The following is a 13,062-nucleotide window of genomic DNA, read 5'->3' on the forward strand; positions in this document are numbered from 1 at the left end:
ATCACCGCCCTCTCTTCCAACACTAACAGCACGAACAGGCAGGCATTCCTGCCAACCAGACCTTGTCTATTCGTTCAACTCGCTGTGGGCAAGCGATGGTCCAACCACTCATCGATCCTCTTGCGGCGCCACCCCAGCAGGATTAACGACAACAGCATCAACAGGGTGCACCCCAACGACCACATCAGGCTTTTGGGTTGATATTCCATCTTGATCGAGTAGTGACCTGGAGGAACGATAACACCGCGGAAGGTATTGACGACCTTTATGATCGGCGTTTTCTGACCGTTCAGCAGAGCGCTCCAGTTGGAATGCCAGTTGTCCGAAAGAACGACCAATGATCGTTCCGTCACATCACCGCTCAATACAACTTCACCGTTGCGATAGGTATCGATAGATGCAGGCAGCAGCGTACTCTTGAAATCGAGGGGTAACTTCACGTTGTTCTCATTTGAAAGCCCCTTGGCGCTGATCGAAAAAGCCCTTGGCAGTGCGTGGGGGTTTTCCATTACGGCAGTGCCTGGGCTTCCGTAGGCCTCAACGAATCCCAAATGTATTAACTCATCCTTGTATGCTGTAAAAGTAGCAGGTAACAGAACATACTTAACGCCCAACAAGTTAGCAGCCTCCCAACTTATGGAGTTCTCTCTCGGCGTATCATGAATTAACATGAATGACGGAAAGGCGCCTCTCGGCGCTAAATCTGGATGATAGCCAAGTCTCTGATTACCGGCGAGATTGAAGGCCGAATAGAAGAAGTCATTAAATGCCGGTAGGCTACCTTGATTCATCGTTGTTACTTCTTGAATACGATAAGCCGAGCCTAACTCAGGAGCCAGCCCCCCTTGCCCAAAATTCATAGTTCGGCTATGACCGATATTATCTTTCACAAATTGTATAGCGGGTGGCATTTGGTTGAACACATCGCTTCTTTCAAAACGACTCATCTTACCCCACCCTAACAACTCGACAAATAAGGCAACCAACAATATTAACAGCAGCGCATTCGAAACATTAGTCGCACGCGGAACAAACTTAAGAATCAGTATGACGACTGCGGTCAGCACTACCATAGCAGCGGTGAAATACAAGGCCCCTACTTTATAATCAAGTGCTGGCTCTTGCAGTCCGAACAGATTAAACAGGTAGATCAAGGAAGACGCGAGCACCGCCATGAATACGAAATATGGCAACACGTAAAAATCACGCTGGCGTAAGTTTTCCACACCAAAAGCCACCAGCACGATCATTGGCAGCAGGATCACTGGCCACCAGTACTGGCTTCCAATGTTCCCAACGATAGGCAGATAGGAAAATAGCCAGTGAATCCATACGGGATCAAATAAACGCGCCACCACGAACAAACTACTGCCCGCACATAAAGCAATCAGCCATCTGGCGTGTTTTTGTCGTGCCGACAATGAGCAACTCGCCAATGCGATAGCAACAACGCCGCTGTGAAAAACAGTATTCCCCGTAATGCCCCCCATTCCCTTCCAAGAGACCGCCGCTGGCTCCATAGCGTTATACGATTCAAACAGATGGCTTGGCGTATAAAAAGAGGCAATTGCGTTTGGAAAACGTAAACTCCAAAACACTCTTTTCGAATAATCATCCAGCGTGCCGAGGCTTTTGAGATTTTCCAGAAACGGGAAGTATAGCGGCGCCAGCAACAAGCCAGATGCAAATATACTTGTTGCCAGAACAACAAGAGCAAAACATCCTTGCGCTTTCGTATACCGTCCTGCGTTGAGGCAGACCCAAAGCCAACCAACAACAATCAAACCTATCGCCAGCAACCCTGTGATAGTCGTTGGCATAAACGTGCATGAAAAAAACAATGCAAACGCCAGCGTCGCCATACTCCACGTGAAAACAGAAACACGACTAATCAGAATTAACGCAGTATATAGACAGACCGGAATATAGAGATAGCTTTGCGTAACATTTGAACCAAGGTTCGCAGTAATATAACCATTGAGTAAGTAAAATATGGCGCCGGCAGCAGCAGCAATCGATGATAGCCCAAACACTTCCCTGATCGTTCGATAGACGAAAAACACGGCAAAATACAGGGCGACAATCATCGCAATATTGAAGCTGAGGGAGCTCCCGCCGAACAACGCACTCATGATCGTCAACGCTGAAAACTTCTGGTCGATCAGCGCCTCGGGCCCAAGCGCGCCTGCGGCGGAATAGGGGTTCCAATAGGGCGACTCGCCGCTTCTCAGCGTGTGCGCCATAAATTGGATCATAGGGTCGGACTGATAGGTTGCCCCCCCGTTATCGTTGTACCCCCCCCACCATCCCGTCGACATTGGAATGGGGTAAACGGACTTCTGCTGCCCTCCCGACAGGGCGCCTGTCACTTGATCCGTTAGGCGTAGACTTGCGCCATTGAATAAAACATCGGGAAAAGCAGCTACGATAAGCAGCAACGCAACCAAAAACGCCTCTAACAGGGGTCGTTTCGGATAGCTTCGTGAGCGTTTATCAAACAATAAGTCAGACACGGCAATTCCACATACTGATGAGCGAGAATTAGAACCAATACACCAGCTTGGTTTTATGCAAAAACGCTCGGATCAGACAGTAACCGAAGCCCAGTCCTTCCTTATGAAAAATAAATTTGGAAACGCCCCGCTCACGCACGCCTTGTGCGCCCGCAATATACTTGACCTCCCCGCCCATCAAGATGGATTTGAAGGTAATCTCCGGGCTGATACTGAACCGGTTTTGACTCAGCCCCACACCCAGCGTCTCTCGTCTGCGAAACATTTTAAATGCGTAAGTCGAGTCGGGAATATACTGCCCCAACGCCAACTTCACGCCAATACGGAAAAAGAACTGGAAAAACTTATATTTAAACGGAATAGTGCCATCGTCGCCAGACTGGATGTAGCGGGAGCACTGAGCCAGGATAGCGCCTTTCTCCATTTCTTCGTAAAGAGCAGGAATCAGGTGGATAGGGTCCACCGCATCTGCGGAGACGAAAATGCAGTAGCGACCCGTGCCGTGAGCAGCACCATATCGTACGACGGCTCCGTAACCCCGGCGGTGAAGAGAGCGACTGATGACTCGAACCGGCAACTGATCTCTGTTTTGCTCGCTCCAAGCGGATGCCAAAGTGTAGGTTTCGTCGTCGCTTTTATCGTCTACGACAATAATCTCGGTGGTGAATACCTTACCACCCACTGCCTCTTTGACACTGTCGAGAATACCAACGATGTTCTCGGCCTCGTTCAGGCAGGGAATAACGATGGTCAAATCGATTGGATCTTCGTAGTGCCTGGGCACTCCAGACAATTTTTCCGCTTGTGCATCTTGATGAGTATCAGTGCTCATAAATCTCCCTTTTCCTTAAAATGATGCTTCAGTTCAATTTTTTTATTTTTAACCAATCAGCCTAGATGAATAAGGAACCAGACGGCTCAATGCGGTCAGTATCAGGCATACGATAAAAGTGCTTAGCGACAAACTTATGATACTTCCGAAGGTTGACATTTTTGCCAAAGGCAAGGTGAAGCCAAACATGCCCGCTTTTATAAGGTCTATCACCAGCAGGTGCATGAAGTACACAGGAAAAACCAACCCTGACAAAAAGGTAACAGGCTTTGCGAGCTTCGCTGACATGCGAATTTTTCCGATCAGCATAAACGCAGCAATCGAAGCGATCATCACATTAGGGCTGAAGTACTCCAACGCTGTTTCTACCGGCGTCGGCGATTTGGAATTCAAATACCAGCTTGCCAAGAAGGTGGTCACACTGGCCAAGATAAAAATAATACCGCTGTACCAAGTGGAGAGTTTTTTTACAGCATCGGAGTGCGCCAGGTAGAACCCGAGCAAGAAATAGCCTGGCCAATGCAAAAAGTCGGTCAACACCAAGTGGTTAAGTAACGGCTCATGATGATAGAGTCTTACAGCATTCGTCAAAAACCATATAGCAAAAAAGTAAGCCGCAAAGTATTTGCTCGACAGTATGGCAGCCGAGAGAGGCTGAAGAATCGGCAGTACGATATAGATCCCTATGATCATGTAAACAAACCACAGGTGATACATAACCGGCCCATTAAAAGCCTGTGTCAACGCCGATGGGATGCTCAGTGGCAGACCCTGCCAGTAGCAGATCCAAAATACGTGTATCACACTCCAAAACGCCAGCGGCACTGCCACCTTCATTATGCGGGATGCCACACCGCTGAAAGCACCAGACGTTTCCCTGCCCAGCAGCAGGGCTCCAGAAAGCATCGCGAACAACGGAACAGCCACCCGCGCAATAGAGTCGAGGGCGTTGGCCGTTAGAAAGTCACCCAGGCCAATATTTTTATAGTTATAAAATATAGGTGCTGAAACATGAATTACGATAACCCCTAGCATCGCAATCAGGCGACATGAATCTGCCCAAGCCAATCGCCCCATTTGTTGTTGTGTCATAGCAGTGCTACATCCTGGAAGTTAGTATTATTTTGTCCAACGGCGCCCCAACAATCACACCGTTAATGCTTGAAGCAACTATTTTAAACAGAACAGCGTCGTGCATCCAATGCAACTGTACGTGCTCCTGCAGCGTTCCATTGGCAATGGCAGCAACAATCGAGTAATCCCCGATGGCCAAAATAGGTAACTTGAAGTGAAACGCTGCCTCAATACGTTTGCCACCGACCACTTTCACTGGATTTTTTTTGTATGAGTGATAGGTATTTCCGCCAATCAGCGGCTGCCCCAAACGGTCTTTAATCGTGAACCCCATGATCGGAAGGTCAATATCATGATTGGCTTTCGCTACAACCTTGACAACTACTTCAGCACCTCCCTCACAGGCAATCAGTGGATGACCGGCTTGATTGGTGAAGCTGACCTTCAATATCTCAGCCCCTCCCGTGCCAAAAGCTGAAGACTGCTCATTGAAACCGAAACATTCGATCTCCTGGCCACCTTTCGCAATTGAACTGTCCTCTAGGGAAACTACTTGCTGCTCGATGATGTCGTTGTCAGGCTCCCGCTCAAGCGCGCTCTCCAAATCATCTGCCGCCTCAGCGTCTACCGCAGCAGTGGTGATCTCTGCCCCCGTATGCTGCATATATTGCTGGGCAAAGTAGTTTTCACAAACTTCCTTGGCACTCCCTGCTTCGCGGATAGCGCCGCCCTCCAACCAGATCGCATGATCACAAAATGCAGTGACCGCAGCCAAATCATGACTGACAAAAAGTATCGTGCCTTTTTCCTGAAACTGGCGAAGAAACCTCATGCACTTTTGTGCGAAAAAGGCGTCACCAACGGACAACGCCTCATCGATAATCAGAATATCGGCATCAACGTGTGCAATGACGGAAAACGCTAGGCGCGCTTGCATGCCACTGGAATAGGCCTTGACCGGCTGGTCTATAAACTCTGCCAACTCTGAAAAGTCGACGATTTTTTGAAATCGCTCCTCAATCGATGACTTTTTCAGCTCAAACAGACTGGCATAAAGATATATGTTTTCCCGGCCACTGAACTCAGGATTGAAGCCCGAACCCAACTCCAGAACCGCAGCAACTTTGCCATTAACTTTTATGGAGCCTTGCGTAGGCGTCAATGTACCCGTGAGCAACTGGAGCAAAGTACTTTTGCCCGCGCCGTTTCGACCAATGACGCCTACGGACTGCCCTTGGAGCACCTCGAAACTTACATTTTTCAGCGCGAGGAAATCGCGGTAGTAGTTGCGCTTCCAACCGAAGAAAATTTGCTTCAGGCGATCGTGTGGCGCGTCATAGAGATGGTAGGCCTTCTCCAGCCCCGATACCTCGATGACAGGAGAGGCTTTAATTTCGCTGTTCATTTCAACACTCATAAAACATCCGAGAAGCCATGCCTGACCGACCTGAAGAAACGAAGCCCCAGTGAACAGATAAACAGGCTCACACCGGTGTATATCAGCAGGCCGCGAAAGTCTGGAATAACCCCATTAATCAATACCAATCGGCTCTGCTCTACGATGAACGTGAGCGGGTTGAGCATGATAATGTTGCTGGCCCAAGTGGGGAGTTTATCCAACGGGTAAAGCACCGGTGAGAAAAACATCAATGCCTGGGTGACCACCACGGTCAACTGGGCGATGTCTCTCAGAAAAACCCCCAATGCGCTCAAGAACCAGGTGATGCCAAGCAGGCACAACACCATCGGAGCAATGACGAAGGGAAGGAACACAATCGTCCATTGCAGACTGCCGTTGACCACCAACGCTATCGCCATCCAGGCGACGATACTGAGCAGCAGTTGGAAGACGGCCGACCCGATAGGGATCCAGACTAACAACTCGACAGGAAACACCACTTTCTTCACAAAATTTGGATTCGACGTAATCAAATTTGGCGCGCGGTTAACGCACTCGGCAAAAAAGTTGAATACGATCAAACCCGGAAACAACATCAGCGCAAACCCGGTTATCCCCTCAACCCCCGGCCAGCGAGAGGGCAGAAAATAACCGAACACTACCGCGTACATTGCCAGTGTGAGTAGCGGTGTGATCAAAGGCCATAACATGCCAAGCAGCGCGCCCTTGAAACGCATATCTATATCACGCTTAATTAACTGCTTGATCAGATCAAAATGTCGTACGTGGGCGACCAGGATATGTTGGTTCATGTAGCGAGCCCCGCCGCGGCCTTCGTATGATCACCCAGAAACTCCAGCAACGACTCTTTCATTCGCTCCAGGGTGAAGTCTCTCATGAAGCAATCACGCCCATTGGCTGCATATTGGCCATACGTATCCTCATCCTGGATAACCTTCTCCAGGCAAGCGACGATGGTGGCGGTATCGAGGGATTGGCAGAGGTAACCCGCGTTATTGGCTTCAACGTACTTGGCAGGTGATGCATAAGCGGGCGCATGGCAGAACACGGGGCGCCCCGCTGCAAAATAGGTGACCAGTTTGGACGGAAAGCTATTGCTCGACTCTTCCCTGTACTCCTCCGAAAACCAGTAAGGCATGTACAGCAAGTCCGCATCTGCCAATAAGCTGATGGTTTCTTCCTGGCTTCTCCAGCCCAGATACTCAAAATTGGATGGGCTCTGCGTAAACGCGCTGAATCCCCCCCCCATCACACGGATGCGAATTCGTCGCCCTGCTACGGTCCAATTACAACCATTCAGCGCATATTGCAGACACTGCCATTCCGCTTGCGCATAAAACTGCCCAGCCATCGCGATAACAAACTCATCACGCTCATGAGGACGTACTGCGGGCTCACGCGCCAACTCTCGGGGCAAGCCCGCGATAACGGGAACGTTGGGCACGTTGTACTTTGCCGAGTAGTTTTGAGACATCGCCCAGGATGCCGTTGCACAAGACGCACTCTCTTTCAGGACGTCGTCAAATTCCTTTTGAAGGCGACGGCGCGTAAACCCGTCAATGCGATTCGCCTGCAACCACCAACCAAACGGATCCCAAACCTGGGTCAACAAGGGGACATTTAGCTTTTTCGTCAATTGACGCGCGAGTCGAACCATGGTCTGGCCCTGCAGCACCACCCAGACAGCGTCCACCTGCTGAGCCTTGGAGAACTCAACGATCTTAGGCAACAGGTCGTTGCGAACTCGGCCTGCCTGAAGCAGTTCGTAGGGAAACGCCGACAATACGCCAGCTCTACGCGGCAGAACTCTAACCGATGCTTCCCGCGGCTTGGTTAAGAGCAACTGCGGGACGAGGTCGAGATCGGCCGGTATTTCCGGCTGCAACGCTGGGTTGACCACTGCACAGATCGCGAGCTGATCCTTGGGAAGAAAACTTACCAGTCGATCAAGGACCAACCCTGCAGTGAAATTACGGCATGGAGGAATATCGGTCAGGAGCAGTAACTTCATTTAGCCGCGACCGTTTTGTAAACCTCGGCCAGGCGCTGTGCGTAAAGCTCATCGCCATAGTGCTTTTCCGCAATTTCACGCCCCTTGCGTCCACGCTCAAGTCGCTCCTGAGGGTTGTCGATCAGATGCTGAAGGGCCTCATAAAGCGCCACTCCATCATGCATGGGCACGGAAACACCTACGTCGGGGGCGAAGGTCACCTCGGGTAATGAGGTGCCGTCAAACACTACGACTGGCTTACCGCATGCGAGCGCCTCAATGGCCATGACGCCGAACGCTTCGACGATAGAGGGCATGAGAAAAATATCCGAAGCGACAAACGCGTCGCGCGCTTCTTCCTCGTCATTGGTCCAGCCCAACTCGACCAGCTGGAAACGATCAGAAAACCGCTCCATTAGCCCTTTGCTATTGAGCGTGAGCAGGCAAATCGGTTGATCTGTCTTGATTCGCTCCAGCGCCTCAATGATATAAGGCAACCCCTTGAACTGGTTGTCGACTGCGCGGAAGCAAATAACCAAGGCGTCGTCAGGAATGCCAAAGCGCTTGCGCGCATCCGGCGAAGCCGTCGGTGAGAAAAAATCCAAATCCAGGCCAAATGGAACATGATGAATATCGACGTCCTCAAACAACGGAGACGCCTCGACCATGTCACGCATCCACTGCGAAGCCACAATCACATCAAACTTGGATTTTTTATAGGAACGCTTCTTGTATTTGAACAACAACCGCGTCGTATCCCTGAGCAACGGAAAGTGGATATTCAAGTCCGGGCAACTGCCACAGCCGATCTTCCAGCGCTGGCATTCAAAGGGGTAAATACAATGCCCCGTCATCGCCCAAGGATCGTGCAAGGTCCACACAGTCGGCTTGCGCCGAGTGATTTCCGGTAGATGAGAGAGGCTCATGTAGCCCGAATGAATAATGTGCAAGTGCAAGACATCCGCCTCTTTAAAAGCGGGCATCTTCATCATCTGCTTGGCATGAGGATAGAACATGGACTGCGTTGAGGTGAGACGTTCAAAGCGGTTCACGATTCGATTGATTTTTCTGGTCGAATCGCCCTCGAATGTCAACACATCAGGGTTCTGGCTGTCTTTCTCCCAGACGAGATGCTGGGATTCTATATCATGCTTCTTTAATAAAGGCGTTATGGACAATCCGTTAAAGCGCCGTCCTGGCGACTCATAGCCATTTACTTGCAGAATTTTCATTTACGGAGCGAACCTAGTTTTAGTGCTACTTTCGAAATAAGACTATTGGAAATCAAGGTTTCGCGATGAACCAAAGCGACTTCCATCTCAGCCAGTTCTTCTTCTCGGCGTGCAAGGCGCGTTTTTTCCTGTACAACACCCTCTTCACTTTGCCTAACACTGTCTTCCTGAATAGACAAGGCGTTTCTCTGCTGAGCAACGTTCGTTTCAAGCTCTACTATACTTAACTCGCGAGCCGTGAGCTGCGCTTCTTTCTCAGAAATTGCCCCTACGCGCCGATGAATGTCCTGCTCGGCGCTGGAAACGTCCTGATTACGCCGGGTCAGATCCGCATGAATGCCGTTCAGATTCACCTCATGGTTCAGCAATTGCGCTTCTTTCTCCACAACTGCTGCTTCACGTCTCGCCAAATCAGACTCTGATAGGGACAGGGCAGTTTTACGCTCACCCAGCGTCGCCTCGATTTCTTTCAGGCTGGCCTCATGAGCAACCAGTTGTGCTTCTTTTTCGAGGAGTGCCGCGTCACGACGCTGAACATCACTCTCCGTCTCGGCAACAGCCAACTGACGCGGATGCAGACGTGCCTCAACAACCTCCAGACTTGCCTCGTGCTCAATCAGTCGTCGCTCTTTCTCTTGGGCCGCAACTTCTCGCTCGGAGAGAGCCGACTTAATGCCATTGAGGTTTACCTCGTGATTGGCAAGCTGCGCCTCTTTCTCCACCACCCATGCTTCACGGCGAATGACGTCTTCTTCCATGTTTTTCAGATTGGCATGGTGATTTTCCAGCTGCGCTTCTTTTTCAACGAGCTGAGCTTGCTTCTGAAGGGAAAGCAGTTCGGCAGTCTGAATACTTGCTTCCAGTGACTCGATACCCAGATTCTGCAGAAACTCTGGCTTCCAGGCAGCGACTGGAAAATCAATAACAGTCCTTACCGGCCTCAGGTCCGTCGCACTGGAAATGCACACGATTGAGTTAGGTGGGTTTTCCTCAGTGCGTGCAACCTCAGTGACGCCGTCCAACCCTTCATAAAAAAACTCTTTATTAGGGTAAGCGTCAAAATGCTCTTCTTGAATACGATGCACAAGATGATGGATGTTACCTTCCGACTCGTTGAAAGGTACATTCACCATCAAGCGACGACGGCACTCGATGCCTAACGCAAAGTTCAATCCATTTTCAACGTGTTCAAGTGCATGCCGCGAGACCACATAATCGAAACCTTTGGATTGACTCACAAAGGCTTCGGCATCGCAATTGATGTACTCGATATTGCTCGAACCATAATTGTCTTTCGCGTACTGAATGGACTCAACACTCGGGTCGATACCAACAATTTTGACACCCAAAATAGTGTCAAGCATATAAGTGCCATGACCGGTTCCACAGCCGATATCGAGCACGGTAATACCCGACTCTATCAGCGATGGATTTACCCGAATGTCAGACTCAATGATATCGCGAAACAGCTTATAGCTGCTCTTATGGCGAACGATCTCTGCACGATCATGAGTTTCTCCTGGTACCAGACGCTCTCCTGCGTTATATATTGCGTCCAGCATCTCGGTATCTGTACTCATATCAAATATCTCGCTGTGTTTTTATGGGTATATAAAATTCCAATCACTTGGACCAAACTGTCCTGTTAATAAAATCGACATAGCTCAATACGACACGTAAAACTTTCTGAGAAACAAGGCCACCCTCATAATCCGGAACGATACGCGGAGCGACCCCATCCTGATGCTGACGAGTGACAATACGAACAGCATCTAGGACTCGCTCAGCTTTCAGGCCGCTCATGATCAGCGTCCCTTGATCCATGCCTTCGGGGCGTTCATGGGCATTGCGAATAGTGATGGCTGCAAGGTTCAGCAAAGAGGCTTCTTCAGTGATAGTACCGCTGTCCGACAACACGCAAAACGCTTCCATCTGCAGGCGGATATAGTCAAAAAACCCAAAGGGTTTAAGAAACTGAATTCTCGAATCCAGCCCTTCCATACCCAATGCCTCCAGGCGCTGCCGGGTACGCGGGTGAGTGGAAACGATCACCGGCTTTTCATACGCTTCTACCAACGCCTGCAACGTATTGAGCAGGTCCCGCAGGTTTTCAGGCGTATCGACGTTTTCCTCACGGTGCGCACTGACAATGAAGAACTCCTTGGGCTTCAATTCGAGCTTCTGCAGAATCCCGGACTGGGCAATCTTGGGCTTGAAGTACTCCAACACTTCCTGCATATGGGAACCGGATTTAATAATACGGTCCGCCGGAATACCTTCGTCCAGAAGGTAACGACGCGCATGTTCTGTCAGCACAAGATTGATGTCGCTCAAGTGATCAAGCACTTTGCGGTTGAGTTCCTCCGGTACACGCTGGTCGAAACAGCGATTACCCGCCTCCATATGAAATACGGGGATTTTTCGACGCTTTGCCGCAATAACTGATAAACAGGAGTTAGTGTCACCGTACAACAGCAGTGCGTCAGGTTTTTCTGCCTCCATTACTTCATCAGCTTTTTCAATGACACGGGCAATTGTCTGTGCGGCATTGCTACCCACCGCGCCCAAGAAATAATCAGGCTTGCGAATATCCAGGTCATCAAAGAAAACCTGATTCAACTCATAGTCAAAATTTTGTCCGGTGTGCACCAGGATATGCTGCGTATGCTCATCAAACTCCGCAATAACCCTGGACATTTTGATCAACTCGGGACGGGTCCCGACAATGGTCATAACCTTAAGCATTGAGTTGCCCCTGAACGTACGGAAGTTTAAGCAACAGTTCTTTAACACCATCAACGTTCAGTTGAACAGTATTGTGCGACGTATAGTCCTCAGAGCCCGCAATAGCGATTTGACCCTCCACTACAAATTTCGCGTAATTCAGATCCCGATTATCGGCTGGGACGCGATAGTACTGCCCCATATCTTCTGCCTTTGCCAACTCTTCACGGGAAACTAACGACTCGTAAAGTTTTTCGCCATGGCGTGTGCCGATAACACGAATTTCGTTAGCTTTCTCGAACAACTCCTTCAGTGCTTGTGCAAGCACCTCAATCGTTGAAGCCGGCGCTTTTTGAACAAAAATATCGCCTTGACGGCCATGCTCGAACGCATGCAAAACCAAGTCCACGGAGTCTTCAAGAGACATCAGAAACCGAGTCATGGTTGGGTCAGTGATGGTGATCGACTTGCCTTCCTTCAACTGCTCGATAAACAGTGGGATCACCGAGCCGCGCGAGGCCATGACGTTTCCGTAGCGAGTAGCGCAGAAAACCGTGTCACCCGCCCCCTGCATGCGAGCCTTGGCAACCATGAGTTTTTCCATCATGGCCTTGGAGATACCCATGGCATTGATGGGATAAACCGCCTTGTCGGTGCTCAACACGATAACCCGAGCAACCTTGTTATCGATGGCAGCCTTCATGACGTTCTCGGCACCGAGAACGTTGGTCCGGATAGCCTCCATCGGGTAGAACTCACAGGAAGGCACTTGTTTGAGTGCCGCTGCGTGAAACACGGCGGCGGCAAAAACTGAGTGCAACACCTGACCTTTCCGGTACGGTGCTGCCCCTATGTCTTATACCGAACTCAGCGTTGAAGAGCGCGCCACCATTCAAATCAGTCATGCCCAAGGCTTCAGCCTGCGTAGGATTGCCTGCTTGATCAACCGATCCCCTTCGACCATCAGCCGGGAGCTGCGCCGCAATCGAGATGTCTGTGGCGGCTACTCGGCCCACGCGGCCCAGCAGCAGATGCAGGCTCGCCGCCAGGTGTGTCGACCGAAGCGAAAGCTGTTGCGGGGTGGTGAGCGCTTCGAGTTGGTGGCGCATATGCTCCGTGAGCGTTTGTCTCCCGAGCAGATTGCCGGCAAGCTGCGCAGCATGAACATTCCCAGCCTCAGAGATGCCTACGTCTGTCGCGAGACGATCTATAACGCGATCTATGCCCTGCCGGTCGGTGAACTGCGCAAGGAGCTGATCATCTGCCTGCGGCAAAGC

The 13,062-nt window shown here is 50.4% G+C and carries 10 protein-coding genes and 1 pseudogene; 1 reads left to right on the forward strand and 10 read right to left on the reverse strand.

What is annotated here, in order from left to right:
• Positions 1 to 74: 74 nt before the first annotated feature.
• The 10 genes from CI807_RS28905 to CI807_RS28950 are packed head-to-tail and all read right to left on the reverse strand — an operon-like array spanning position 75 to position 12,608.
• Positions 75 to 2,513, reverse strand: a complete 2,439-nt coding sequence (locus CI807_RS28905; RefSeq protein ID WP_157742088.1) for a hypothetical protein — start codon at positions 2,511 to 2,513, stop codon at positions 75 to 77.
• Positions 2,514 to 2,541: 28 nt separating this feature from the next.
• Positions 2,542 to 3,345, reverse strand: a complete 804-nt coding sequence (locus tag CI807_RS28910) for a glycosyltransferase family 2 protein (protein WP_095017193.1) — start codon at positions 3,343 to 3,345, stop codon at positions 2,542 to 2,544.
• 48 nt (positions 3,346 to 3,393) lie between these two features.
• Positions 3,394 to 4,437, reverse strand: coding sequence for an acyltransferase (locus CI807_RS28915; protein ID WP_095017194.1), 1,044 nt, complete (start codon positions 4,435 to 4,437; stop codon positions 3,394 to 3,396).
• 7 nt (positions 4,438 to 4,444) lie between these two features.
• Positions 4,445 to 5,824: an ABC transporter ATP-binding protein gene (locus CI807_RS28920; protein WP_095017195.1), complete on the reverse strand. Its 1,380-nt coding sequence runs from the start codon at positions 5,822 to 5,824 to the stop codon at positions 4,445 to 4,447.
• Positions 5,825 to 5,832: 8 nt separating this feature from the next.
• Positions 5,833 to 6,630, reverse strand: coding sequence for an ABC transporter permease (locus CI807_RS28925; protein ID WP_095017196.1), 798 nt, complete (start codon positions 6,628 to 6,630; stop codon positions 5,833 to 5,835).
• On the reverse strand, positions 6,627 to 7,850 hold the full coding sequence (locus CI807_RS28930) for a glycosyltransferase (protein ID WP_095017197.1): 1,224 nt from the start codon (positions 7,848 to 7,850) through the stop codon (positions 6,627 to 6,629). The genes CI807_RS28925 and CI807_RS28930 overlap by 4 nt, the downstream gene beginning before the upstream one ends.
• On the reverse strand, positions 7,847 to 9,061 hold the full coding sequence (locus tag CI807_RS28935) for a glycosyltransferase family 4 protein (RefSeq protein WP_095017198.1): 1,215 nt from the start codon (positions 9,059 to 9,061) through the stop codon (positions 7,847 to 7,849). Before CI807_RS28935 ends, CI807_RS28930 begins: the two co-directional genes overlap by 4 nt.
• Positions 9,058 to 10,641: a class I SAM-dependent methyltransferase gene (locus tag CI807_RS28940; protein WP_218239527.1), complete on the reverse strand. Its 1,584-nt coding sequence runs from the start codon at positions 10,639 to 10,641 to the stop codon at positions 9,058 to 9,060. Before CI807_RS28940 ends, CI807_RS28935 begins: the two co-directional genes overlap by 4 nt.
• A gap of 43 nt (positions 10,642 to 10,684) precedes the next feature.
• Positions 10,685 to 11,806, reverse strand: coding sequence for a non-hydrolyzing UDP-N-acetylglucosamine 2-epimerase (wecB, locus tag CI807_RS28945; protein ID WP_095017199.1), 1,122 nt, complete (start codon positions 11,804 to 11,806; stop codon positions 10,685 to 10,687).
• The gene (locus CI807_RS28950; protein WP_256578657.1) at positions 11,799 to 12,608 is read right to left on the reverse strand and encodes a polysaccharide biosynthesis protein; all 810 of its coding nucleotides are present in this window, start codon (positions 12,606 to 12,608) and stop codon (positions 11,799 to 11,801) included. Before CI807_RS28950 ends, wecB begins: the two co-directional genes overlap by 8 nt.
• A 28-nt stretch (positions 12,609 to 12,636) precedes the next feature.
• On the opposite strand from CI807_RS28950, the pseudogene CI807_RS28955 reads away from it, so the two are divergent.
• A pseudogene (locus tag CI807_RS28955) lies at positions 12,637 to 13,062 on the forward strand (IS30-like element ISUnCu4 family transposase); the annotation flags it as partial.

Source organism: Pseudomonas sp. NS1(2017), from assembly GCF_002269425.1.
GTDB classification, from domain to species: domain Bacteria; phylum Pseudomonadota; class Gammaproteobacteria; order Pseudomonadales; family Pseudomonadaceae; genus Aquipseudomonas; species Aquipseudomonas reactans.